Here is a 22485-nt window from a genome sequence, read left to right on the forward strand (position 1 = left end):
GTGGGCTTGCCCGCGATGACGGGCTGTCAGGCGCAAGTGATCTTTAATTCTTAATAGGAATATAAAAATAAGTTTTAAGTATTATTAATGAATAAGGCTCCTTGCTAGGATTCGCCTCACCGGACCACCGGACATTCAGCGACCCCTAACCCAGGAGCCCCTATGTCCGGCGCCGATATTCTTCATCGCAAACACGTGGACGGACTGTTCCGCGCTCACTACCACTGGCTCTGCACACGCCTGCGTCAATCTCTGAACGATACCGCCGGCGTCGAGGACATTGCCTGCGAAACCTTCGTGCAATTGCTCGAAGCCCCTGGCCTGACGGCCATCCGTGAACCCCGTGCCTTGCTTACCACCATCGCCCGGCGCCTGCTCTATCAGCGTTGGCGTCGAGGTGATCTGGAGCGCCGGCATCTTCAGCAACTGCAACAGGCCGAGACGATCCACGCCGAATCGCCGGAGGTACTGGCTCAGTTGTCCCAGACCCTGAGCCGTGTGGATCGCAGTCTTCAGCGGCTGCCCGGCAAAGTGCGCTCGACCTTCCTGCTGTCGCGGATCGACGGCCTGACCTATCCGCAAATTGCCGCTGCGCTGGGCATCTCGCTGCGTTCGGTCAGCGACTACATGACCCGTTCCCAGGCCCTGTGCAACCGGCACAGCGCCAATCAATCCCTGAACCGTCCACACCAGAACAAGAGGTCCGCATGAGATCGATCAAAACCCTGCTCGGCTGTTCGCTGCTGGCCCTGAGCCTGTTGTCCCACCCGGCATCGGCCACGGAAAAAACGACACCTATCCACTTTGGCGACATCACTTGGGAAAGCGGTAGCCTCATCACCGAAATCCTGCGCCTGATCGTTGAAAAAGGTTATGGCTACCCGACCGACACGCTGCCGGGCAGCACCGTCAGCCTGGAAGCGGCGCTGGCCAAAAACGATATCCAGGTCATTGGTGAAGAGTGGGCCGGGCGCAGTCCGGCGTGGGTCAAGGCCGCCGCCGAGGGCAAGGTGTTCGGCCTTGGCGATACGGTCAAAGGCGCCACTGAAGGTTGGTGGGTGCCGGAGTACGTGATCAAGGGCGATCCTGAGCGTGGCATCAAACCTTTGGCTCCTGAGCTTAAATCCGTCGCCGACCTGGCGAAGTACAAGGATGTGTTCCGCGACCCCGAAGACCCGAGCCGCGGACGTTTCCTCAACAGCCCGACTGGCTGGACCTCGGAGATCGTCAACAGCCAGAAACTCAAGGCCTACGACCTGACCGAAAGCTTCGTCAATTTCCGCACCGGTTCCGGCGCGGCGCTGGATGCAGAGGTGGCGTCGTCGATCCGCCGTGGCAAACCGGTGCTGTTCTACTACTGGTCGCCGACGCCGCTGCTGGGGCGCTTCAAACTGGTGAAACTCGACGAGCCGCCGTTCGACGCCGAAGCCTGGAAAACCCTGGCCGACGCCAACAACACGAACCCCAAAGGCACGCGCTCGATGCCGGCCAGCCTGGCCATCGGCGTGTCGGCACCGTTCAAGGTGCAATATCCGGAGCTGGTGACGTTCTTCGAAAAAGTTGATTTGCCGATTGATTTGCTGAACCAGACCTTGGGCCAGATGAGCGAAAAACGACAAAAACCCAGGGAAGTCGCCGAAGCGTTTTTGCGTGATCAGCCGCAGGTGTGGAAGGGCTGGGTGCCGGGGGAGGTGGCTTCCAGGGTGGAAGCGATCAGCCAGTTCAATTCGACGTTGCAACTGAACTAGTCGTGGCAAATGAAAAAGGGTCCCTAATGCCAGTCAGTTAAGCGCTAATGCGATCTGTAGCAGCTGCCGAGCCCGCGAGGCAGCTGCTACAAAGGGTGTCGCGACTTGACTGGCATTAGGGCCCCCTTTCATTGTGTGGCGGTTAGTGCGAGGCGGCCATTCAAGGCAAGCCGTTGCAGCAATGCTTCAGGAAACCAGGGTGTTGCGCCAGGCGTTTGAAATACTCATCGACGGCGGGGTAGTCCGGACGCTCGATGGGCGTCATCAGCCAGCGGTTGACCGACAGGCCGATGACGATGTCGGCCAGGGTAAACCGTGGTCCGGCGACATAGGCCTTGGTGGTCGCGAGTTGATGTTCGAGGATGCCCATTTTCTGGTTCCAGCCACGTATGCCGACTTCCAGGCTATGCGGGTCCTGGAATTCCGGGTCCTTGCGCACCAGTGCCATGAACGGGTATCTCCAGGACGGATTGAGCTCGGTGGCTTGCCAATCCATCCACTGTTCCACCCGAGCGCGGGCGGCGGGTTCGGTAGGCAGCAGCTCGCTATGATGGTGATGGTGTTTGCCGGCCAGGTAGCGGCAGATGGTATTGGACTCCCATAACACCCCGGATTCATCGATGATCACCGGCACCTGCGCGTTGGGATTGAACCGAAGGAACTCCGGGCTGTGGGTCGAGGCAAAGCCGCTGCCCCAGTCCTCGCGCTCGTAGGTTATGCCCAGTTCCTCGCAGGTCCACAGGACCTTTCTGACGTTGATGGATGAAGCTTTGCCGAGAATCTTCAGTGCATGTTCCATGGTCTGCTCCAGCGAGAATGGCATACAGGCAATTGTAGGTGGTGGCATGTAGGAAGGCGCTGTAGGAGGGCGGCTTCAGATGAGCTCCACAGATTACGGTTTCTTGCACCCTTGCCTACAACTACGCCAGAATCCGCCGACTTGTGCGCCTGGTATCCGGACTCTATCGTTCCGTGTCGCTGCAAATTCAGCGATCGGGTCTAGCAGCCTGGATACTTTAGGCGCATAGCGTCCACCACTCGTGAGCAGGTGTTTTTTATGCCTGTCGGTTCATGTTATGGCGGCTGTGCGCGGGAAGACCTTCGGGTCTACCGGGTTCTAGAGTCCTGGTCTGCTAGCCCGCGCACGGCTGCCACCTTATTTTCGTCTAGCAGCGAATCGTGGCAGCTCCACCACTCTAGGAGCATTGTCATGTTCAAACCCACGCCCAACCCCCCACGCAATCCCAGCCCGATGTTCTCCATCTCACCCGGCATCAATAACGAAACGCTATTGGCGCACGCCTGCGAGTCACTGGCCTCGGCGAGTGTCATGACCAATGACTTTGCTACGTTTCTGGAAGGCAGCCAACGCAACACGGCATTGGCGATTGCACAGATCATCATGCTGGCCGAACTGGCGGTGAATCGAGTGCTGGATAACCTTGATCCGCAGGACTGAACATTGAGCCAAGGTGAGAGGCCTTCCCTGTGGCGAGGGGGCTTGCCCCCGTTGGGTTGCGAAGCGACCCCAAGGCAGACACTGCGGTCATACAGTTAAACCCCGTGAACCGGATTACGACTGCTCCGCAGCCGAACGGGGGCAAGCCCCCTCGCCACAATATCCCTTGCCTGACCAAATTGATGCAGGTGCCTATGTACTCTCCCGCACCTTCAACTCAAACCCCATGTCCAGCACCGGTCTGGTCACGGTATTGCCGGCCATCAGTGTCAGCATCTGCTCTGCCGCGCGACGGCCAATGGCCTCTCGTGGGGTGTTGATGCTGCTCAGGCGCGGGACCATATGTTCTGACATGGGCAAGTCGTTGAAACCGAGGATCGCCACCTGCTGGGGAATCCTGATTCCATTGCGCAAGGCTTCGAGCAGGGCGCCCTGGGCCAGGTCGTCGTTGCCAAAGAAGATCGCATCGACATCGGGGTGACTGGCCAGCAGTTGCAAAAACAGCTCGCCGCCCAGGCCAACCGAGGAAGAGCGTGGCGTCAATACTTCCAGGTCCGGGTCATACAAACCGGCTTTTTGCAGGGCTTTGCGGAAGCCTTCGCCGCGTAGCAAGGTGCGTTGGTCCAGCTGTGCGCCGATGTAGGCCAGGCGCTTGCGGCCGCGAGACAGCAAGTGCTCGGCCGCCGTTTCACCCGCCGCCAGTTGCGAGAAACCGACACAGTTGAGCCCGGCGGCGCTGTCCAGTTCCATCATGTACACACAGGGAATGTTGCTGGCTTCGATCATTCGTCGCGAACTTTCGGTGCGGTCGAAACCGGTCAGCAACAAACCGCGCGGCTGATAGGCCATGTAGTTGCGCAGCAGGTTTTCTTCTTCATCACGTGAGTAGTGGAAGTTGCCGATCAGCACTTCGAAGCCCTTGGGGCGCAAAACCTGATGAATGGCTTCCAGGGTGTCGATGAACAGCAGGTTGGACAGCGACGGCACCAATACCACCACTGACTGGCTCTGGGCCGAGGCCAGGGCACGGGCGGCGGGGTTGACCACATAGTTGAGTTCCAGCGCCGCTTTCTGGACTTTTTCCACCAGTTCGGTGGCTACGGTGCTGACGCCACGCAGGGCGCGGGAGGCGGTGATCGGGCTGACGCCGGCCAGTCGGGCAACTTCGTTCAGGGTAGGGCGGCCAGTGGTGCGGGTATTTTTATCGTTCTTGGTTGTGTTCATCGACGGCTTGCCAAACAAAATTCAAGGCACTAAGGTAGCGCTGTCTCGATGCAGCTGCAAATGCGTGAGCGAGGGTTCGCCTGATCCTCGCTTTTTGGTGTTGAGACTTAACCTGCTGCAACCCTTAAAATGACAAGAAAGGCGTCGGCAATATCTGCTTTTGGTCTAGTGTCATAACTGGCAAAGGTAGCGCTGTCTGCGCGCTGAGGTGTTACATGAATCATCCCATCACCGCCCTGGTCATCATGGGCGTTGCCGGTTGCGGCAAGACGTGCGTCAGCGAGGCCCTGTGCCAACTGAGCGGCGCCACGGCCATTGAAGGCGACTCTTTCCACCCTGCCGCCAATATCGAAAAGATGAGCGCGGGGATTCCCCTGAACGATGAAGACCGTGCCGGCTGGCTCGACAGCCTGTGCGATGAATTGCGCCGTGTCGACGCCAAGGGCCAGCGCCCGGTGCTGACCTGTTCGGCCCTCAAACACATCTACCGCGAACGCCTGCGCAGTGCCTTGCCGGGCCTGGGCTTCGTGTTCCTTGAGCTGACCCCCGAAGTGGCCGCCGACCGTGTGTCCCATCGGCCGGGCCACTTCATGCCGTCGACCCTGATCGCCAGCCAGTTCGCCACTCTCGAATCGCCCAAAGGCGAGCCGTTGACCCTGGCGCTGGATGCTTCGACCCATAGCGTCGAGCAACTGGCTGCGCAGGCTCATGTCTGGTGGCAGGCGCACGGCCTGAAGCAGGCGGTATGACTGTGTTTACAAAGATAGCGCTGTCCTCTCGGCTTCTGACTAACCCGCTTCAATAACAACAACAACCAGGAGACACCCCCAATGTTTGGCATGTCCCACGAGACGTTCCTGCTGCTCGATGCAGTGGTCACGGTGATCGGGCTTATCGTCCTGATCACCAAGTTCAAGTTCCACCCGTTCATTGCCCTGACCATTGCCGCCGCTTTCCTCGGGCTGACCTCCGGCATGCCGATCGGCACCATCATCAAGGCGTTCCAGGACGGCTTCGGTGGCGTACTCGGTTTTGTCGGCATCATCCTCGCGCTGGGCACGATGCTCGGCAAAATGATGGCCGAATCGGGCGGTGCGGATCAGATTGCGCAGACGTTGATCCGCGCCTTCGGCAAGGACAAGGTGCAGTGGGCGATGATGTTCGCCGCGTTCCTGGTCGGCATCCCGCTGTTCTTCGAAATCGGCTTCGTGTTGCTGATTCCGCTGGTGTTCATCGTGGCCCGCCGCACCGGCGTGTCGATCATCAAGATTGGTATTCCACTGCTGGCGGGTCTGTCCGCGGTACACGGCCTGGTGCCGCCGCACCCGGGGCCGTTGCTGGCCATCGGCGTGTTCGGTGCCGACATCGGCAAGACCATTCTGTACGGCCTGATCGTGGCGCTGCCGACGGCCATCATTGCCGGTCCTATCTTCGGTACGTTCATTGCCAAGCACATCCCCGGTCATCCGAATCAGGAGCTGGTGGATCAACTGGCGCGCGAGTCGGATACCGCCGATCTGCCGAGTTTCGGCATCACCCTGGTCACCGTGCTGTCGCCGGTGTTCCTGATGTTGCTCAAGACCTTTGCCGACGTAGTGCTGCCGGACGGCAACTTCTTCCGCACCTTCATGGACCTGATCGGTCACCCGATCTCGGCGCTGCTGCTGGCGTTGCTGCTGTCGCTGTACACCTTCGGCCACAAGCAGGGCATCGGTTCCCAACAGATCCTGAAATGGCTGGATGCGAGCCTGGCGCCGACCGCCGCAATCATCCTGATCATCGGTGCCGGTGGTGGCTTCAAGCAGATGCTGGTGACCAGCGGTGTGGGTAACGTGATCGGCAACATGGCGGTGGCCGCGCAGATCTCGCCGATCCTGCTGGCCTGGCTGGTAGCTGCGGTGATCCGTATTGCAACCGGTTCGGCGACCGTGGCGACCATTACCGGCGCGGGCATCGTGGTGCCGGTGGTGGGGATGATTCCGGGAGTGAACCGTGAGCTGCTGGTGCTGGCCACCGGTGCCGGTTCGTTGATCCTGTCTCACGTTAACGACGCCGGTTTCTGGCTGGTCAAGCAGTACTTCAACATGACCGTGGCCGAAACGTTCAAGACCTGGACCGCGATGGAAACCATCCTGTCGGTGGTGGGCTTGGGCTTTATCCTGTTGTTGTCGTTGTTCGTTTAAAGCGAACGCAAGACACAAAAAAAACCGCAGCGATGCGGTTTTTTTTGTGGGTGATCGATTTCTAGACTGAACATAGAACAAATGTGGGAGCGGGCTTGCTCGCGAAAGCGTCGTGTCAGTCAACCAGGATGTTGTTTGATATACCGCATTCGCGAGCAAGCCCGCTCCCACAATGTTATGTGTTGTCAGTTAGGCCTGGGCTTTATCCTGTTGTTGTCGCTGTTCGTTTAAAGCGATTCGGCAGGCACAAAAAAACCGCAGCGATGCGGTTTTTTTGTGGGTGAACACAATACCAATGTGGGAGCGGGCTTGCTCGCGAAAGCGTCGTGTCAGTCAACCAGGATGTTGTTTGATACACCGCATTCGCGAGCAAGCCCGCTCCCACAATGTTATGTGTTGTCAGTTGGTTTTTGGTGCCAACCCATCCGCCCGGAACATCCCGCGAATCCCGCGCACGGCCTGACGAATCCGGTCCTGGTTTTCGATCAGCGCAAAGCGCACGTGATCATCGCCATACTCGCCAAACCCGACGCCCGGCGAGACACACACCTTGGCTTCGGCCAGCAGTTTCTTGGCGAACTCCAGCGAGCCCAGGTGTGCGTAGGCCTCGGGAATCTTCGCCCAGACGTACATCGAGGCTTTCGGGTTTTCCACCATCCAGCCCAGTTCGTGCAAACCCTTGACCAGCACGTTGCGCCGCTGCCGGTATTGCTCGGCGATGTCGCGCACGCATTGCTGATCGCCTTCCAGCGCCGCAATCGCCGCCACTTGCAGCGGGGTGAAGGTGCCGTAGTCGTGGTAGCTCTTGATCCGCGCCAGGGCGTTGACCAGTTCCGGGTTGCCGACCATGAAGCCGATGCGCCAGCCCGCCATGTTGTAGCTCTTGGACAGGGTGAAAAACTCCACCGCAATGTCCTTGGCCCCCGGCACCTGCATGATCGACGGGGCTTTCCAGCCGTCGTAGACGATGTCGGCGTAGGCCAGGTCGTGCACCACCAGCACGTCGTACTGCTTGGCGAGGGCAATGACGCGCTCGAAGAAGTCCAGCTCCACGCACTGCGCGGTGGGGTTGGACGGGAAGCCGAGGATCATCATCTTCGGTTTCGGGATCGAGCCGCGAATGGCGCGTTCCAGTTCAGCGAAGAAATCCACGCCAGGAATCAGCGGCACCGACCGCACCTGGGCGCCGGCAATCACGGCACCGTAGATGTGGATCGGGTAGCTCGGGTTCGGTACCAGTACGGTATCGCCCTGATCCAGGGTGGCCAGCATCAGGTGCGCCAGGCCTTCCTTGGAACCGATGGTGACAATGGCTTCGTTTTCCGGATCGATGTCGACCTCGTAGCGATCCTTGTACCAGTTGGAAATCGCCCGACGCAGGCGCGGAATGCCCTTGGAGGTGGAGTAGCCGTGGGTGTCTTCGCGCTGGGCCACAGTGACGAGTTTTTCGACAATGTGCGGCGGCGTGGCGCCGTCGGGGTTGCCCATGCTCAAGTCGATGATGTCTTCGCCACGACGACGGGCGGCCATCTTCAGCTCGGCGGTGATATTGAAAACGTAAGGGGGGAGTCGATCGATGCGCGCAAAGCGGCGCGGCGAACCTTGTTCGGCCATTGTTGCCTCGGATAACGTAAGCGCCCGGAACCGTCCGAGCGACGCAGGTCACTGCGGTGACCTGTGGCGGAATGTACGGGCAGCTGTGGCAGACTGTCCAGCCTCAAAGTAAACAAATTTTTCCGAAGGATAGGGTTCGATGGAATTTACCAGCGGCTTCTTGCTGAGCCTTTCGCTGTGCCTGGATATCGGCGTGGCCAACATCGCGATGATCACTCTGGCCATGCAACGCGGCTATTTCCAGGGCTTTGCGCTGGGGCTCGGGACCTGTGTCGGCGATCTGATCTACGCGGTGCTGGCACTGGCTGGCATGACCGTGTTGCTGCAGTACGAAACCGTGCGTTGGGTGTTGTGGATTGGTGGCTCGGCGCTGCTGGTGTACTTCGCGGCGAAGATGATTTATTCGGCGATTCACCACGAAGCGGTGCTGGCGCAATCGGCCGAGGTGGGGCACAACTCCCATCGCAAAGAGTTCTTTCGCGGGATTTTCCTGGCCATGTCGTCGCCCAGTGCGATTCTCTGGTTCGCTGCGGTGGGCGGTACGCTGATCGCTCGTTCCGGTGGCGGTGGCGCCCTCAGTTCCGCGCTGTTTCTCGGCGGTTTTCTCTGCGCGGGGATTCTCTGGTGTATCGGGCTGTGCTTTGCCGCAAGCCATGGCGGCAAGTTGCTGGGCGACAAGCTGCTGCGTTATTCCTACATGGCATCGGCCGCGATCTTCTGCTATTTCGCGGTCTACGTGATTCTATCTGGCTACAACGAGTTCGTCGGTGCCGCTGCCGTCGAGCAATTGCACGCACTGTAATTGGGCGAATCGGGTTTGGCTTCTATACTCCCAGCCGAACCCATTTTTATGTGTCAGGAGTCGAGTCATGGATGAATTAGCACGCGTCGAACTGACGCAACCGCGCTTCGAACACGGGCACTTCCTGCTGATTGCAGGGTTTGGTGGAACATTTACCCAACAAACCATTCAAGGCATTCCCGAGCTCTGGGAGAAACTCAAACCGCGTCTGGGCGAGATTCCGGGCCAAAAAAGCGAAGTCACTTACGGCGTCTGCTGCAATTTCGACGGCAAGGGCGGCTTCGATTACATCGCCGGGGTCGAGATCAGCAAACTCGACGACTTGCCGGAAACCTATCGCTGGGTTGAAGTGCAGCCCCAGTATTACGCGGTGTTCGAGCACAAGGGGGCGCTGGACACCTTGCCACAGACCTTTCGCTACATCTTCGACACCTGGCTGCCACAGTCCGGACACCAGGCGCTGGATGCCCCGGAGTTCGAACGCTACAGCGAAGACTTCAACCCCAAGCTCAACACCGGCAAGCTGGAGATCTGGGTACCGATCAAAGCGTGAGATGTGCATCGAGAGGCGAATCAGCCGATACGTCTCTCGATGTCCCACGGCGGCTGATTTATCATCCCCGGCCTTTCCCACGCTGATCCCGAGCTGCCATGAACACCGTCATCCGCAACGTCACCCCTGCCGATCTGGACCGCTGCTTTGCCATCGAAACCGTTGCCTATGAAGGTGACGAGGCCGCCACCCGCGAGAAGATCGCCACCCGCATCGCCACCTGGCCCGAGGGTTTTATCGTGGCTGAAGTGGACGGGGTCGTCGCCGGTTTCATCAATTCCGGTGCGGCGTTCCAGGTGGAAATGTCGGATGAGGCGTTCAAGGAACTGATCGGCCACGACCCGGCCGGGCCGCACGTGGTGATCATGTCGGTGGTGGTGCATCCGGACTATCAGGGCCAAGGCCTGGCCAAGCGCCTGATGGGCGAATTCATCGAACGCATGCGCGCGATGGGCAAGGTCAGCATCAACCTGATGTGCAAGGAACGGCATATTCCGTTGTACGCCGGGTTCGGCTTTGCCTACGTCAAACCCTCGGCGTCCGACCATGGCGGCATGGCGTGGCATGAGATGGTGCTGGAACTGTAAGCCACACTGAGGTCCCCTGTGGGAGCGGGCTTGCTCGCGAAAGCGGCGTAGCATTCAACAGATATGTCGACTGAATAGTCCGCTATCGCGAGCAGGAGTTAGTGGTGGCTCTTGGTTTCAGGGTTAGTAAATATTTTCCCGGACCGGAGCCAGCGGTTGTAGGTCTATGCATCGAACTGGTGGCCATTCAAACACTTGTGGAACGCCCCGACACAGGGCAGGTGGGGTCGTGAATACTATATTCCGTTGAGTATATTCCGTACGGCGCTTACCGCTTTATCAAGTACAGCCTCCTCACTGAGGTCGGTTGTATCAATCCGCACCCAACTTTCCAAACCGCATCGTTCGTAGCTGGATCGGACTCGATTTTGATACTCAATGAAGCTCTGGATGCGATCTTCATTACCTCCATCATAGGCTCCACTCTCGCTCAGTCGGAATGATTCTTTACGCTGCGCAGCGAGAACTGGGTCCACATCTAAAAAAATGACGAAATCGGGTTTTCTAATTGTCGAGAATACTACTAAGGCCTCTTCAGCCAAGTCTTCGTTTTTAAGTAGGAAGCGAGCAAGGTATTTATAGTACCAACCATCTGCGATGCAACTCATGCCAGAGTCAACTAGTGGTCTTATGGCACCATAGTCTGTGGCCTGAAACCAAGCGGTTATCAAGGCCAGCCAATGTCTGTCACCTAGTTGTTCAAGTGGGGCTTGGTCGGGATAATCCCAAAGAACTTCACGAAGGCGGGACATATGGAACTCTGAATAACCTGACGATACCGGTGGACGGTTCTTGTCTATGTACTGTAGCGCCGCGTGGGACTTAAGAATTTTGTCATATGTGGCCCTTGCAACAGTGGATTTCCCGGCGCCATCCGTGCCTTCAAAAGCAATAAATATTGCCGGCTGAGATGTATCTTTCATGCGAAACCTCCCAAGTAAGCCTCGGTGTCCAGAGAGTTTCTACCACTTCCTTCTATTAACGGCCGAAATCCTTCTCTGCGATATATCTCTGACATTTTTTTACCGAGTGTATTCAGGAAATTCACAGATGGTCGCTCTCTTGTAGAATATTGCGAGCCAGCGTCAGGGTGGAACGCTGCAACTGCAGGAACTACTCCCATATCTCCAAAGTACTCTATGCCTTCAATGATTGATTCTAACGGTTCCATGCCGGCTACAAAACCTGCGTATACATTGCCGCGACCTAGAACGTCTACAGCAGCTTCAAAAGCGGCAAGAAATCGATCCCGAGTAAAATCACGAGATTTGCCTGGGCAAACTTCGGAGAATAGGTCTGAGTTGAATACCTCCAGACTCATTGACATGTTGTTGCCAACTGTTTTGAATCGCTCAAAAAGTCGAAAGTCCTTAGGGGGCATAGAGATCAAATGATAGTCTAAGTCGTTTTGTAGGTTTTTTTGTTTTATTCGTTCAAGTAAGTCTATATGCATTAAATATCCTTTGTCATAATTCGGGACTGTGCCGCCATTCAATAACACCCTCTTGAACCGGTTGTTCTCTTCTTCAATAGCTGTTGCTACTGCTTCCCCCGCTATATCACCTTTAACACGCATCTTATGATCAGATAAACTTTCTCTTGCAGGGCCCAGAGAGCAAAATTTACATTCATGACCATCGTTGAAGTAATAACAATGACCAGGTGAGAAAATTCCGAGGGTCGAATCTCCGTATACAGTCAAGTTTCTTTCGAGCAGTTCACCATTGCTCAAGCGTCTTCCGTAAGAACGTGGTCTCGCCGGAAATGTGATTTTTATCGTTTTGTTACCGTGTCTTAGTGATGGCGTCTCTTCTGCTAAAAATACTCTGAGGTTTGAGTTGGGGTTATAGTTGGCGGCTGCAATAATCTGACCGCCAAGAATAATTTCCTGTGGGGTCCGGGTGTCAGAGCTAAGTATGACGCTATCACCTATTCCATATGCTCGCCTTTTTTCAATGTGATTTGTTTGGGTCTGAAAGTACTCTAGGAACTCTTGGGTAAAACTAACGCCGTTAGATAGTAACTCAAGTTTCAAATTTACTATTTCTAATAGCATGGTTCGTCTCCGTTTGAATTGCGCTATAAAATTATTTGTATCAGTTTTTCTGAGGATAAGGCTATCAATGTTCCGTTGTCTGATAGAGAAGCTGTCGTTGGTGGTGAACAGAATCTGGGGTGACCTTTATCATCGAACAATGCTCCACCTGCCTCTCTGAGAATTAACTCTGCAGCGGCAATATCACAACTCCGCTCATGTCCAGGTGGACCTATGTCTATGAATGCATCAAGAGCTCCAGCGGCAATCAGGCATATTTCCAAAGAAGAGCATGAGTAAACGCGAATTTTAGCCGCCGACCATATAAGGCTTTGAATTTTATTTATGTCCCTACTACCCTTTGGGCGATGAAATGAAATTCGCATGTCTTCTATTGAGTTGGGTTTTCGAGTCTTAAGCCGTTTTACAATTATTGGAGACTGAAGAAAGGCGCCCTCGCCGTATGCAGCGGTGTAAACTAAATCTCTTGATATGTCGTAGACCCAGCCGAAGACATAATTTCCATCATGATAAAGTGCCACGCTAGATGTATAACCGGGAAAGCCTAGAACAGCATTGTGTGTCCCGTCTAAAGGGTCTATCAATAAGTAGAAGTCTCCGTGACTTCCAAATTTTATAGGCGAGGTATTTTCCTCGGAATAGATAGTTAACGGAATGCTGATACTCGAAAGACATTTAAATAGTATATTTTGGCAATCTATATCAAATTTGGTTTGAGTGTTGTCCCAGATCTTGTTCTCATTTTTGAAATCTGGTAGGCATGACAGCGTTGCCGCCCAATAGCGACGTAATTGCTTCCTGGCTTCATAAAGGCATTCTTCCAGTTCGGCTACATATTCACGCTTGAATAACGCTCTCATATTGGTTGCTCAGTTATTAATTGTGTATGCCAATTCTCTCTATCCAATCGTGAGGCGTGCGATCTGACCTCAAAAAGCTTTCCTGCGTAAATGGCATAGTCTGCGCTCATGAAGGCACTGAAGGTTTTTGGAAATAGTGCTAGAGTTTTAACGTCCAGTTCATAGCCTAGTTTTTTTCTGAGCATATTGGCTGCTGCTCTTAGGCTTCCCCCCGTATAAGCTTTATCTATAATCAACCATGGCTCATTCGATGATGATGTGTGAGGAAAAATGTCTAGGAAATCGTTGTCTCTAGTTAGCAAGCTTGGATCGTTTTGCCGATGGATCTCTGAAAAGAAGATGTTTCGATCTCCAGTCGTTGCCAGATAACCAAGTGCGAGTGGTAGACCAGCCGATAGTAAAAATATTTTATTTTTTGCTATCGTTTTAATTTCGTGCCAAATGGCATGATGCTCATAAATGTATCTCGTATTAAGCGCTAGACTACTGTCCCAATGTTCGTGAGAGATGTATTCGCTGTAGAACTCACAGAATCGGTTGTGAAAGTCTATCGTTTCGTCGTTTGTGGCTATCAGCAACCTGTTCTTTGCTATGCCTCGAATCGTTGGTTTCATCGAGGAGAACTGTTTGTTATGAGAGAAATTAGAGAGTGCTTCTCTAATTAGAGAGTTTTTGTATTCGAGCAGTAAAGGTTTGGAGGGGCCAGAAATAGCTATTTCCGGGGACAGGCCGTCTCCTTTTATTTTACGAAGCTCACTCGAGTTTAGTAGACTCGTTCTTAGGTTTAGGTAATTCCATGTGTTCACTATTTCGTCGTCGGACAAATAGTTGAAGTTTGGCTCAATATTGCTCAAGTCGTAGATCATTACTTCTGGATGACGAAGTTCGAAAGAGGCTTTTTGAAGGTGGCAGCCATTGAACAGTGCTTTGCGATAAGCGTAATAGTCATTTGTTTGCACACCGCTCAGTGTTCGCCAAGCGTGATGCTCACTAATAATGGTTATAAGGTTTGAGTTTGAATTTTTAAAATAAGGTGAAGGGAGAGTACGCTTCATGGTTTGATTCTCACGAAAATTGAAACGTTATGGGCTTTAACTTATTTTTCAGTTCGTGTTTTGTTTGTGCAGGTTTTAAGTTTATTTTGCTGGTCTGTGGTTATGGTTTTTTTCTTTGATATTGACTTTAGTCGCCACAATAGAAACAGCATTAGGATGAATGAGCAAAGCACTAAAGCTAAAAATATGGATTGCACTGTGTAATCGTAAAGTGATAGCAGGGAGACTGAAAAAACTATGCCAAAAATATTTAGTATTAATATGGTAAGCAACGTGGGAATCCAGAAGTCTTCCATGCTCCTCAATGTCATACGGGTCACAATGTAAACAAATTCAAATACTAAGAAAGGAATCGAGATGTGAATGTTATTTTCAATTAGTTTTCTGGTTGGCGCGTCTGACGTATAAATTATTGATATATATTCATTTAAGAAGAAACAGCCAATTAACAAGGGTGTCAGTATTATTAGCCCAAGAGTTATTCCTTGGGTGTAGGTTTTTATGATCGATTGTATATCCATTGCAGTGTAATAGCGTGCTGCGACGATCCCCGTCGCGTTTCCCACTCCGATAGAAATCATATATATAATGCTAATAAAGTGGAGAGATGCCTGGTATGCGGATAAACTGCTGTCACTTAGGTTTTTTGAGATTATAGAAAGCATAAGAAAGAGAAAGCTTTCACCGCCAAGGCACAGTGCTATGGGGAGACCTCGAATCGTGTAATTAATATACTCTTTTTTCGGGAGGCATCTGGTGTGCAGAAAATTCTCAATATGTTGTTGTATTTTTAGATTGAGAAAAAATAACGCTAGAGCAGAAAAAATGCACCGTAAGGAAGAATATATCAGGATAAATTTGGATAAGGTTTTGCCTGACTCCATGGTAATCAAGATGGCGCAGGCTACCAAGAGGGAAAAGTTGAATAGCCATGTAAATATGACTTCGTATTGCGGTTTTTTGACTCCGTTAAAGAAGTTGAAAATTGTTATCTGCAGATATATGGCAGGCATTGAGAGAGAAAGTGTTAGTAGTGCTTTGAATTCTTCTGTTTGACCTAAGCCTGCGAACGAGTTGAGTGTTGTTGTGCTTGTAAAAAATATTGCGCCTATAATAAGTACTCCAAATAAGATAGCAAATCTTATCGAGATTATTATTTCTGATTCTATTCCGCTTGTATTTAAATCATATGACCCAGCCACTTTTAGTAGTGTCGTTGAAAAGAAACCGAATCCGACGACTGTTAGGAAAGAAATTGATGCCAGGGCAAATGATGCGGAGCTAAGTGAATCTACAATAAAGTGGCCAACAAAAGAGAAGTATATTAATGAAGCTGTCAAATCGCCTAATCTGGAAAATATGAGCGGAATGGCTATTCGGAAAACTTCCATACATAGGCCGCCGATGAAAATGCCAATAACGGGTTGACTTTCAGCTTGGTTTGGGGTTAATCCCATTCCTTTAGTAGATTCACCAATTGTGGTGTTCCAGTTGCGGCGAAATATTTTTTTCTGAAGTAATACTCGCACATCGAAGCTTTGTGTTTGGTTTGCTTGCGTTCGTTAAATTCGTTGTCAAGTGCAATAAGTGACTTTTCTGTTGTTGGATAGATTTTTGATTTTTTTAGAAGGGTCTCAATTGCCAAAAATACCAAGTCCATATACTTGAGTGTTTCTTCAATGTATGACCTACATTCTATTTCAGTGGTTGCACCTTGTCTGGCCAAAATGAAGAATTTATGCTTTATTTCATCAAATCCTTCGATTCGATACATGTTTGAATAAACCCACTTGTAGTGCTTATTCGTCGTGCCAGTAAGGTAAGTGAAGCTCATTGTGGTTTTTAACATCATGTCACGGACGATCTCACATCCCATCCAGAGGTTTCCTGATTGCCAGCAGCCTTGAACATCCTGAAATGCGTAAAAAACAGGAAGCTTTTCACGGTGAGCTACGTAGATATGTTTTTCCAGAGGTATTCTTGATTTTAAACCGTTAAATCTTTCTTCATTTTTCAAAGCGTGCCCAATAATTGATCTGTGGATAACATTGTTTTCTGTGTTAGTCAAAATAGGGGCATATAGAAAACGCTGGTCGGAAGATATTTCGCTGAATGCAATTTCTATTTTTTCAAATATCTCTTCTATCTCTGAAAATGTTATGTAGTCAGCGTCAATGTGAATGCTGGTGTCACCGTAAAAATCGGTTGTATTATGAACGTCTTCATCCTGAGCGATGTGCCGATAATTCATGTCGGTCACAAAGGCGTGTTCAATTCCTTTTATGCTGTGTGCATTGGGGCGTTGATCGCAAAGAATGATGCAGTCGATGTCGGAATGTATGGTGCCGATTCCTTCAATTAAAGATCCGGAAACAATAAGTACACTCGTATCGTCTAAAAATGCCTTTTGGCGTAGGTAGTCTTTCGGGATTGAAATTTTCCCATCTAATATTGTTATTTCGGTGTCGGATATTTTTGATTGTGAGGTTTTTATTAAGGCGGTCATTGCGTGTCGCTCCTTGCACAATGTCGAATGTTTACAGTGTTATGATTGGCAGCGTCTATAATCCTTAACTTTAAATGATGTTTACGGTTGAAATTTAGTGGTTGGCTTGATTTCGTGGTGATAGCGGTCGTGGTTAAACCATAGTTTTGATAAGAGTTGCTCGTCAATATTCAGGAAGAAAATCAGAAGTGCCCTACAGGCTTTGACAGTCGGGTGACTTTTTAGAGAAAGAAAAGTCTTTTTTTGGGCGGGGAATTCTCCTACAGAATAATTCGCAAGGTCTTATAGGAGTGGCATTGAATCTGTTGTGTCAGTAAAGACTGTTCCTCACCGGCATCGGTGTTTCGTGGTCGTAAGTCTGGGCATCGAACTGCTTGACATTAAAGCGTTTGTGAAACGTGCTCTCTACCGTCCTCAGCATCACCGTGCGCTCGATCCGGTCAGACGAGGAAGCGCTCGTGCATTATCCGTACAAATCCTGGCGTATCGCCGCTTGGCGAACTGTTGAGATTGTCGACGCCCACCGAACTGATCACCACCAGTAGCGAGGCGCGGACCATCGCCCGATATTCGTAGTTGAGAAAGCTGATCCGTTTGCTCAGGGCTCGTTCGGGGGGGGGGGGGGGGGGAGGTCGTAAATGGCTTTCAGCGCTTCGATTGATTAATCATCGTTGATCCTTCGACGATTTAGAAAAATACCCCCATCCGCCGCTCATAGCCGATCCGGCCCTTGTACGCCTCGCCACTGTCAACAAAGCCAAACCTTTCGTACAGGGCGATGGCGGCCTCATTATCGGCATCCACCGACAGCTCCAGCCCCCTGATTTCCGGCCAGGCCAGGCGTGCCGCCTCGGGCAGCGCTTGCAGGCAGGCCTTGCCGTAGCCCTTGCCCTGGGCGTGCTGATCGACCTGCAGTGCATGCAGGGTGGCGCTGTGTTCATCGGCCCAGGCTGGCAACACCGGCGGGCGCTTGAGCAGCAGGAACGCGACGGGAACATCCTCCGCCAGCAGGGCGAAGCCCTTGACGCCGGGTCCGGGCCGGGACAGCAGGGTGTGCAGCGCACCGTGGATATCACCGGAGAACCTGATTTGCTCCGGATGCACTTCGATGGCCTCGACCTGTTGGCGCTGCAGCGCATTCAGGCTTTCATAAGGCGCGAGTCGGGCTGTCACGGGAATGTCCTTTTTCCTACATAAATGAGTCTTGGATTCTAGCGATTCTGGCCGTTTGGATTATTTTTATTTCTTCTGTCGATTTGCCGGATCGCCGGACGACTAAGGGTGTCTTCACTATAAAAACCACGGAGAACCACCATGAACTCGCAAACCCAGATCCACAACCTCATCGAAAACTATCGTCAGGCGGTCATGGCCAAGGACATTGAAAAAGTCATGGCCCTGTACGCCGATGACATCGTCTCCTTCGACGCGGTCAAGGCCCTGCAATTCAAAGGCAAGCCGGCGTATCGCGCGCATTGGCAGGCCTGCATGGAAATGTGCCCCGGCCCGCACATCTTCGAATTCCACGAAATCACCATCGAGCCGTCCCAGGAAATCGCGTTCGCTCACTGGCTGGCACATTGCGGTGGCACCAACGACAAGGGCGAAACCCAGTCTTGCTGGATGCGCGTCACCGCCTGCTATCGGCAAGAAGCCGGGCTGTGGCAGATTGTCCACGAACATTGGTCGGCGCCGTTCGACATGAGCAGCGGCGCGACGTTGTTCGACCTCAAGCCCTGATCGTCGGGAAGCCGAGCCGGAATGCCAATCAGCGACCATAGTTGATCGTTCGATAAGGAGAGCGTGATGAAGTACTTATGCCTGGTCTACAGCGATGAGCGTCTGTTGCACTCGCTACCGGAAAGCCCGAAGGACGAAGAGTGCATGGCCTATGCCGAGTCGATCCAGGGCAGTGGCCGGATGGTCGCCGCCGAGGCACTGGAGTCGGTGCAGACCGCCACCACCGTGCGCATGCGCAACGGCAAGATGTCGATCACCGATGGCCCATTCGCTGAAACCAAGGAGCAGTTGGCCGGCTTTTACCTGATCGATGCCAGGGACCTCAACGAAGCCATCCAGGTCGCCGGGAACATTCCGGCGGCCCGGGTCGGCAGTGTCGAAGTGCGCCCCGTTCGGCAGTTGAATCCTTAAGATGCCGGGGCTGCCGGTTCAGGCGCTGGTCGAGCGAGTCTACCGCGAAGAGTCGCGACGGATTCTCGCGACCCTGATTCGCTTGCTGGGGGATTTCGACCTCGCCGAAGAAGCCTTGCACGAGGCGTTTTTCATCGCGGTCGAACGCTGGCAGCGTGACGGTGTGCCGGACAATCCGCGGGCCTGGCTGGTGTCCACCGGGCGCTTCAAGGCCATTGATGCCTTGCGTCGGCGCGCGCGTTTTGCTGCGTCGCAGCCTTTGCTGATTGCGCAACTGGAAGAACTGGAGCAGGCAGACTGGAGTGTTGAAGACGTGGAAGACGATCGCCTGCGGCTGATCTTCACGTGCTGCCACCCGGCCCTGGCGGCAGACGCGCAAGTGCCGCTGACGCTGCGGGAAGTCTGCGACCTGACCACGGAAGAAATCGCCCGGGCCTTTCTCTCGGCCCCGGCCACCATCGCCCAGCGCATCGTGCGCGCCAAAGCGAAGATCCGCGACGCGAAAATCCCTTATCAAGTGCCGACGCTGGCTGAGTTGCCCGAGCGCCTGGACAGCGTATTACGGGTGATTTATCTGGTGTTCAACGAGGGTTACTCGGCGTCCATCGGGGGGGAACTGATCCGCGAGGATCTGACCCGCGAAGCGATTCGTCTCGGCCGATTGCTGGTGGAACTGTTGCCTGAGCCGGAGGTAATGGGCTTGCTGGCGTTGATGCTGCTGCACGAGTCGCGGCGTCCGGCCAGGACTTCGACGAGCGGCGAGCTGATTGTGCTGGACGAGCAGGACCGTTCGCTGTGGGACGCCGGGTTGATCAGCGAAGGCTGCACGCTGATCGAACGGGCTCTGACCATGGGACGATTCGGACCGTATTGCCTGCAAGCGGCCATCGCGGCGGTGCACGCCGAAGCCCCGACGGCGGAGCAAACCGATTGGCCGCAGATTGTCGGTCTGTATGACGTACTGCTGCGAGTGGTGCCGTCACCGGTGATCGAGTTGAATCGTGCGGCGGCGATTTCGCAACGGGATGGACCGCTGGCGGGGCTGACGTTGGTCGACGCCATTCTGGACCGGGGAGAGTTGCTCGACTACCACCTGGCGCATTCGGCGCGGGCGGAGTTTTGTCGGCAACTGGGTCGCAAGCAAGAGGCGAGGGCGGCGTGGGAACGGGCACTGGAGTTGACCCGGCAAGAGCCGGAGCGGCGGTTTATCGAAGCGCGGTTGCAAGCGTTAGGTTGATGCGACCTTGCGGGCCTCTTCGCGAGCAAGCCGGCTCCCACAGGTATCGAGTACGCCATCAAACCCTGTGGGAGCGGGCTTGCTCGCGAATGGCCGCGCCGCTATTCCAGCATCTTGCCCAGCAACCAGCTCCCCGCCGGCCCCGGCGGATTCAGCCGCGACCACAACGCATCCACCGACACCGTTTTCGGCCACCCGCGCACTTCCAGCTCCTGCAGCGTGCCGGGCCCGAACCGCTCGACCAGCCAGCGGGGCAACGGTGCCCAGCCGAATCCGCCCTGGGCCATTTCCAGCAGCATCAGATAACTCGGCGCTGACCAGACGCGGCCCTTCGCCCGACTGTCATAGGGATTGATGATGGTGGCCAGACGCAGCTCGCGGTGCTGCTGCAGTATGTCCTGATCGACGTAGTCCAGCGTCGCCAATGGGTGTGCCGCAGACACGAACAAGGCAATTTCCGTGCGCTCGTCCACCGTCGAGCTGACCAGGTCCGGCGGGTAACTGTCCTGCATTTCGGCAAAGGCAATGTGCGCCCGGCCGCTTTGCACCAGGGACATCAGGTCATCGCATTCGGCGATCAGGCATTCGAGCTCCAGGTCCGGGTAACGCTGTTCGAAGGCACTGAGTGACGCCTCGAAGCGGTCCGACTGATAGGTGTCGGACAGCGCCACCGTCAGTTTCGCTTCCACCCCCTGGGACAGTTGGCTGGCGGTTATTTCCAGGCGACTGGTGGCGGTCAGTATGTCTTCGGCCCGTTGCAGCATGACGTGCCCGGCCGGGGTTAGTCCGGGCTTGCGGCTGCTGCGGTCGAACAGCGTCAGGTTCAGATCGATTTCCAGGCTGGCCACTGCCGCGCTGATGGTTGACTGACTGCGGCCCAACTTGCGCGCCGCGGCGGAAAACGAGCCCTGGGTCGCCGCTTCGACAAACGCCAGCAACACTTCGTGAGAGGCCATGAACTATCGCCTTGATCGATGGTTATTGGTTATGAAGTATCGATGTGATGACAGATCATGGCAACCACAGTCACTCAAGGGAGTCTGGCCATGAGCGCCAACAAATCCATTACTGAACGTATTTTCCAGGCCATCGGTTTCGAACTGCTGGCCATCCTGATCTGTACCCCGTTGCTGGCCTGGATCATGAAGAAACCGATGCTGGAAATGGGTACGATTACCGTCCTCCTCGCCGCTCTGGCCCTCGCCTGGAACGTGGTCTTCAACGGTATGTTCGACCGGGTGCTCAAGCGCCTCGCCATCGCCCACAACGCCTGGGTTCGCGTCGTGCATGCCTTGTTGTTCGAAGGCGGACTGGTCGCCCTCGGCGTGCCGCTGATTGCCTGGTGGCTGAGTGTCAGCCTGTGGCAGGCGTTCCTGCTGGATATCGGTGTGTTGCTGTTCTTCCTGCCGTACACCTACGTCTACCACTGGGGGTATGACGTGGTTCGGGAGCGGGTGGTGATGACTCGCGAGGTTTGCTAAGTAGAGCGTGAACCAGGCTTTTTGTGGCGAGGGGGCTTGTCGGATCGCCGCACCGCCCCGTTCGGCTGCGAAGCAGTCGTAAAGCTTGGGACCGCTTCGCGCTCCAACGGGGGCAAGCCCCCTCGCCACAGGTGTTGTGTCCCGCCAGTTATTCAGCATTAAGCCTTACAAAAACATCCCCCCCGACGCCTCGATACGCTGACCATTGATCCACTGGCTGCCCGGCGCCAGCAGCAGCGCAATCGCGGCGCCGATGTCATCCGGCAACCCGGCGCGACCCAGGGCGGTGTTGTTCGCCACCAGCGTGTTCAACCCGGGGTTGTCGCGCACGGCGCCACCGCCGAAATCGGTTTCAATCGCGCCGGGTGCGAGGATATTCACCGCGATGTTGCGCGCGCCGAGTTCCTTGGCCTGGTAGCGGGTCAACACTTCCATCGCGCCTTTCATCGCCGCGTAGGCGCTGTGGCCCGGCAGGCTGAAACGGGTCAGGCCACTGGAAATGTTGACGATGCGGCCGCCGTCATTGAGTAATGGCAACAAGGTCTGTGTGAGGAAAAACGGCCCCTTGAGTTGGATGTTCACCAACTGGTCGAACTGCTCGACGGTGGTGTCGACGAAGTTGGCGTGCAGGCCGATCCCGGCATTGTTCACCAGAAAATCGAAGCGCTCGCGCCCGAAGTGGCTGTGCAGGACCTTCGCAACTTCGCTGGCGAAGGCGCCGAAATGCTCGCTCCGGGCAACGTCCAGTTGCAGCATGGCGGCGCGACCGCCCAGGCCTTCAATTTCGGCCACCAGTACCTGCGCCTCATCGGCGCGGCTGTTGTAGGTGCCGATGATGTCGATGCCTTGGGCGACCAGGTGCAGGGCTGCGTTTTTGCCGAGGCCGCGGCTGGCGCCGGTGATCAGTGCGATTTTACGGTTCATGGGACTTCCTCAAGTGCAGTGGGCGGTTGATGTGAGGAAGTTTAT

25 protein-coding genes are annotated in these 22485 nt (G+C 54.5%); 13 read left to right on the forward strand and 12 right to left on the reverse strand.

The features are described 5' to 3' along the window. The first annotated feature begins 162 nt into the window (after positions 1-162). Both ABIA48_RS21155 and ABIA48_RS21160 read left to right on the forward strand, forming a co-directional pair. Positions 163-711 carry a sigma-70 family RNA polymerase sigma factor gene (locus tag ABIA48_RS21155; RefSeq protein ID WP_429491085.1) on the forward strand — a complete coding sequence of 183 codons (549 nt, stop codon included), beginning with the start codon at positions 163-165 and terminating at the stop codon, positions 709-711. Further along, a complete protein-coding gene (locus tag ABIA48_RS21160) occupies positions 708-1748 on the forward strand; it encodes an ABC transporter substrate-binding protein (RefSeq protein ID WP_429491087.1) in 1041 nt (346 codons plus the stop codon). The genes ABIA48_RS21155 and ABIA48_RS21160 overlap by 4 nt, the downstream gene beginning before the upstream one ends. 160 nt (positions 1749-1908) lie before the next feature. Here the strand turns inward: ABIA48_RS21160 and ABIA48_RS21165 are convergent, their stop codons facing one another. Beyond that, positions 1909-2547: a glutathione S-transferase family protein gene (locus ABIA48_RS21165; RefSeq protein ID WP_429491089.1), complete on the reverse strand. Its 639-nt coding sequence runs from the start codon at positions 2545-2547 to the stop codon at positions 1909-1911. A 411-nt stretch (positions 2548-2958) separates the two neighbouring features. On the opposite strand from ABIA48_RS21165, the gene ABIA48_RS21170 reads away from it, so the two are divergent. Next, positions 2959-3207, forward strand: a complete 249-nt coding sequence (locus tag ABIA48_RS21170) for a DUF6124 family protein (RefSeq protein WP_007974480.1) — start codon at positions 2959-2961, stop codon at positions 3205-3207. Between the two features lie 192 nt (positions 3208-3399). Here ABIA48_RS21170 and ABIA48_RS21175 read toward each other — a convergent pair whose 3' ends face one another. Then, the gene (locus tag ABIA48_RS21175) at positions 3400-4431 is read right to left on the reverse strand and encodes a LacI family DNA-binding transcriptional regulator (protein ID WP_429491091.1); all 1032 of its coding nucleotides are present in this window, start codon (positions 4429-4431) and stop codon (positions 3400-3402) included. 215 nt (positions 4432-4646) lie between these two features. Between ABIA48_RS21175 and ABIA48_RS21180 the strand changes: the two genes are divergently transcribed. Together ABIA48_RS21180 and ABIA48_RS21185 are read left to right on the forward strand one after the other, a co-directional pair. Then, entirely contained in the window at positions 4647-5180 is a 534-nt protein-coding gene (locus ABIA48_RS21180; protein WP_429491093.1) for a gluconokinase, read from the forward strand. Positions 5181-5261: 81 nt separating this feature from the next. Then, a complete protein-coding gene (locus ABIA48_RS21185; RefSeq protein ID WP_108228685.1) occupies positions 5262-6614 on the forward strand; it encodes a GntP family permease in 1353 nt (450 codons plus the stop codon). Positions 6615-7013: 399 nt separating this feature from the next. On the opposite strand, the gene alaC is transcribed toward ABIA48_RS21185, so the two are convergent. Then, a complete protein-coding gene (gene alaC, locus ABIA48_RS21190) occupies positions 7014-8228 on the reverse strand; it encodes an alanine transaminase (RefSeq protein WP_108228686.1) in 1215 nt (404 codons plus the stop codon). Between the two features lie 139 nt (positions 8229-8367). On the opposite strand from alaC, the gene ABIA48_RS21195 reads away from it, so the two are divergent. From ABIA48_RS21195 to ABIA48_RS21205, 3 genes are all read left to right on the forward strand, one after another. Next, the gene (locus ABIA48_RS21195; protein ID WP_310054449.1) at positions 8368-9030 is read left to right on the forward strand and encodes a LysE family translocator; all 663 of its coding nucleotides are present in this window, start codon (positions 8368-8370) and stop codon (positions 9028-9030) included. 67 nt (positions 9031-9097) lie between these two features. Then, positions 9098-9583, forward strand: a complete 486-nt coding sequence (locus ABIA48_RS21200) for a GyrI-like domain-containing protein (protein WP_429491096.1) — start codon at positions 9098-9100, stop codon at positions 9581-9583. A 98-nt stretch (positions 9584-9681) separates the two neighbouring features. Beyond that, the gene (locus ABIA48_RS21205) at positions 9682-10170 is read left to right on the forward strand and encodes a GNAT family N-acetyltransferase (RefSeq protein WP_007997779.1); all 489 of its coding nucleotides are present in this window, start codon (positions 9682-9684) and stop codon (positions 10168-10170) included. 236 nt (positions 10171-10406) lie between these two features. Here ABIA48_RS21205 and ABIA48_RS21210 read toward each other — a convergent pair whose 3' ends face one another. The 5 genes from ABIA48_RS21210 to ABIA48_RS21230 are packed head-to-tail and all read right to left on the reverse strand — an operon-like array spanning position 10407 to position 15154. Continuing rightward, a complete protein-coding gene (locus ABIA48_RS21210) occupies positions 10407-11093 on the reverse strand; it encodes a dTMP kinase (protein WP_429491098.1) in 687 nt (228 codons plus the stop codon). Next, positions 11090-12226, reverse strand: a complete 1137-nt coding sequence (locus ABIA48_RS21215; RefSeq protein ID WP_429491100.1) for a radical SAM protein — start codon at positions 12224-12226, stop codon at positions 11090-11092. Before ABIA48_RS21215 ends, ABIA48_RS21210 begins: the two co-directional genes overlap by 4 nt. 23 nt (positions 12227-12249) lie before the next feature. Further along, the gene (locus ABIA48_RS21220; RefSeq protein ID WP_429491101.1) at positions 12250-13086 is read right to left on the reverse strand and encodes an inositol monophosphatase family protein; all 837 of its coding nucleotides are present in this window, start codon (positions 13084-13086) and stop codon (positions 12250-12252) included. Next, positions 13083-14141 (reverse strand): hypothetical protein, encoded by a 1059-nt coding sequence (locus ABIA48_RS21225; RefSeq protein ID WP_429491103.1) that lies wholly within the window; start codon positions 14139-14141, stop codon positions 13083-13085. Before ABIA48_RS21225 ends, ABIA48_RS21220 begins: the two co-directional genes overlap by 4 nt. Before the next feature lie 41 nt (positions 14142-14182). Beyond that, complete coding sequence (locus tag ABIA48_RS21230; RefSeq protein WP_429492903.1) at positions 14183-15154, reverse strand: MATE family efflux transporter; 972 nt, start codon at positions 15152-15154, stop codon at positions 14183-14185. Positions 15155-15227: 73 nt separating this feature from the next. Between ABIA48_RS21230 and ABIA48_RS21235 the strand changes: the two genes are divergently transcribed. Then, the gene (locus ABIA48_RS21235) at positions 15228-15569 is read left to right on the forward strand and encodes a hypothetical protein (RefSeq protein ID WP_429492983.1); all 342 of its coding nucleotides are present in this window, start codon (positions 15228-15230) and stop codon (positions 15567-15569) included. Positions 15570-15588: 19 nt separating this feature from the next. On the opposite strand, the gene ABIA48_RS21240 is transcribed toward ABIA48_RS21235, so the two are convergent. Continuing rightward, positions 15589-16647: a hypothetical protein gene (locus tag ABIA48_RS21240; RefSeq protein ID WP_429491105.1), complete on the reverse strand. Its 1059-nt coding sequence runs from the start codon at positions 16645-16647 to the stop codon at positions 15589-15591. Between the two features lie 687 nt (positions 16648-17334). Next, on the reverse strand, positions 17335-17820 hold the full coding sequence (locus tag ABIA48_RS21245; protein ID WP_429491107.1) for a GNAT family N-acetyltransferase: 486 nt from the start codon (positions 17818-17820) through the stop codon (positions 17335-17337). A 141-nt stretch (positions 17821-17961) separates the two neighbouring features. Here ABIA48_RS21245 and ABIA48_RS21250 point away from each other — a divergent pair, with 141 nt between their 5' ends. The 3 genes from ABIA48_RS21250 to ABIA48_RS21260 all read left to right on the forward strand — a co-directional run bounded on the left by ABIA48_RS21250 (position 17962) and on the right by ABIA48_RS21260 (position 20035). After that, complete coding sequence (locus ABIA48_RS21250) at positions 17962-18387, forward strand: YybH family protein (RefSeq protein ID WP_429491109.1); 426 nt, start codon at positions 17962-17964, stop codon at positions 18385-18387. A 66-nt stretch (positions 18388-18453) separates the two neighbouring features. Further along, positions 18454-18798 (forward strand): YciI family protein, encoded by a 345-nt coding sequence (locus ABIA48_RS21255; protein WP_007985194.1) that lies wholly within the window; start codon positions 18454-18456, stop codon positions 18796-18798. A 1-nt stretch (position 18799) separates the two neighbouring features. After that, a complete protein-coding gene (locus ABIA48_RS21260) occupies positions 18800-20035 on the forward strand; it encodes an RNA polymerase sigma factor (protein ID WP_429491111.1) in 1236 nt (411 codons plus the stop codon). 101 nt (positions 20036-20136) lie between these two features. Here the strand turns inward: ABIA48_RS21260 and ABIA48_RS21265 are convergent, their stop codons facing one another. After that, complete coding sequence (locus ABIA48_RS21265) at positions 20137-20991, reverse strand: LysR family transcriptional regulator (protein ID WP_429491113.1); 855 nt, start codon at positions 20989-20991, stop codon at positions 20137-20139. A 90-nt stretch (positions 20992-21081) separates the two neighbouring features. Here ABIA48_RS21265 and ABIA48_RS21270 point away from each other — a divergent pair, with 90 nt between their 5' ends. Then, positions 21082-21516, forward strand: a complete 435-nt coding sequence (locus ABIA48_RS21270) for a multidrug/biocide efflux PACE transporter (RefSeq protein ID WP_429491115.1) — start codon at positions 21082-21084, stop codon at positions 21514-21516. A gap of 165 nt (positions 21517-21681) precedes the next feature. Here the strand turns inward: ABIA48_RS21270 and ABIA48_RS21275 are convergent, their stop codons facing one another. Next, positions 21682-22440, reverse strand: coding sequence for an SDR family NAD(P)-dependent oxidoreductase (locus ABIA48_RS21275; RefSeq protein ID WP_429491117.1), 759 nt, complete (start codon positions 22438-22440; stop codon positions 21682-21684). Positions 22441-22485: the final 45 nt, after the last annotated feature.

The organism is Pseudomonas sp. S30_BP2TU TE3576, assembly GCF_050436025.1.
Lineage (GTDB): Bacteria > Pseudomonadota > Gammaproteobacteria > Pseudomonadales > Pseudomonadaceae > Aquipseudomonas.

What these genes read in the sequence shown, in the direction of transcription:
- ABIA48_RS21225 (WP_429491103.1), bottom strand. Translation starts at nt 14,141, where the DNA reads ATGAAGCGTACTCTCCCTTCACCTTATTTTAAAAATTCAAACTCAAAC.
- ABIA48_RS21255 (WP_007985194.1), top strand. Translation starts at nt 18,454, where the DNA reads ATGAAGTACTTATGCCTGGTCTACAGCGATGAGCGTCTGTTGCACTCG.
- ABIA48_RS21165 (WP_429491089.1), bottom strand. Translation starts at nt 2,547, where the DNA reads ATGGAACATGCACTGAAGATTCTCGGCAAAGCTTCATCCATCAACGTC.
- ABIA48_RS21210 (WP_429491098.1), bottom strand. Translation starts at nt 11,093, where the DNA reads ATGAAAGATACATCTCAGCCGGCAATATTTATTGCTTTTGAAGGCACG.
- ABIA48_RS21250 (WP_429491109.1), top strand. Translation starts at nt 17,962, where the DNA reads ATGAACTCGCAAACCCAGATCCACAACCTCATCGAAAACTATCGTCAG.
- ABIA48_RS21155 (WP_429491085.1), top strand. Translation starts at nt 163, where the DNA reads ATGTCCGGCGCCGATATTCTTCATCGCAAACACGTGGACGGACTGTTC.
- ABIA48_RS21260 (WP_429491111.1), top strand. Translation starts at nt 18,800, where the DNA reads ATGCCGGGGCTGCCGGTTCAGGCGCTGGTCGAGCGAGTCTACCGCGAA.
- ABIA48_RS21200 (WP_429491096.1), top strand. Translation starts at nt 9,098, where the DNA reads ATGGATGAATTAGCACGCGTCGAACTGACGCAACCGCGCTTCGAACAC.
- ABIA48_RS21175 (WP_429491091.1), bottom strand. Translation starts at nt 4,431, where the DNA reads ATGAACACAACCAAGAACGATAAAAATACCCGCACCACTGGCCGCCCT.
- alaC (WP_108228686.1), bottom strand. Translation starts at nt 8,228, where the DNA reads ATGGCCGAACAAGGTTCGCCGCGCCGCTTTGCGCGCATCGATCGACTC.
- ABIA48_RS21230 (WP_429492903.1), bottom strand. Translation starts at nt 15,154, where the DNA reads ATGCCTGCCATATATCTGCAGATAACAATTTTCAACTTCTTTAACGGA.
- ABIA48_RS21265 (WP_429491113.1), bottom strand. Translation starts at nt 20,991, where the DNA reads ATGGCCTCTCACGAAGTGTTGCTGGCGTTTGTCGAAGCGGCGACCCAG.
- ABIA48_RS21240 (WP_429491105.1), bottom strand. Translation starts at nt 16,647, where the DNA reads ATGACCGCCTTAATAAAAACCTCACAATCAAAAATATCCGACACCGAA.
- ABIA48_RS21275 (WP_429491117.1), bottom strand. Translation starts at nt 22,440, where the DNA reads ATGAACCGTAAAATCGCACTGATCACCGGCGCCAGCCGCGGCCTCGGC.
- ABIA48_RS21220 (WP_429491101.1), bottom strand. Translation starts at nt 13,086, where the DNA reads ATGAGAGCGTTATTCAAGCGTGAATATGTAGCCGAACTGGAAGAATGC.
- ABIA48_RS21205 (WP_007997779.1), top strand. Translation starts at nt 9,682, where the DNA reads ATGAACACCGTCATCCGCAACGTCACCCCTGCCGATCTGGACCGCTGC.
- ABIA48_RS21170 (WP_007974480.1), top strand. Translation starts at nt 2,959, where the DNA reads ATGTTCAAACCCACGCCCAACCCCCCACGCAATCCCAGCCCGATGTTC.
- ABIA48_RS21180 (WP_429491093.1), top strand. Translation starts at nt 4,647, where the DNA reads ATGAATCATCCCATCACCGCCCTGGTCATCATGGGCGTTGCCGGTTGC.
- ABIA48_RS21270 (WP_429491115.1), top strand. Translation starts at nt 21,082, where the DNA reads ATGAGCGCCAACAAATCCATTACTGAACGTATTTTCCAGGCCATCGGT.
- ABIA48_RS21160 (WP_429491087.1), top strand. Translation starts at nt 708, where the DNA reads ATGAGATCGATCAAAACCCTGCTCGGCTGTTCGCTGCTGGCCCTGAGC.
- ABIA48_RS21185 (WP_108228685.1), top strand. Translation starts at nt 5,262, where the DNA reads ATGTTTGGCATGTCCCACGAGACGTTCCTGCTGCTCGATGCAGTGGTC.
- ABIA48_RS21195 (WP_310054449.1), top strand. Translation starts at nt 8,368, where the DNA reads ATGGAATTTACCAGCGGCTTCTTGCTGAGCCTTTCGCTGTGCCTGGAT.
- ABIA48_RS21215 (WP_429491100.1), bottom strand. Translation starts at nt 12,226, where the DNA reads ATGCTATTAGAAATAGTAAATTTGAAACTTGAGTTACTATCTAACGGC.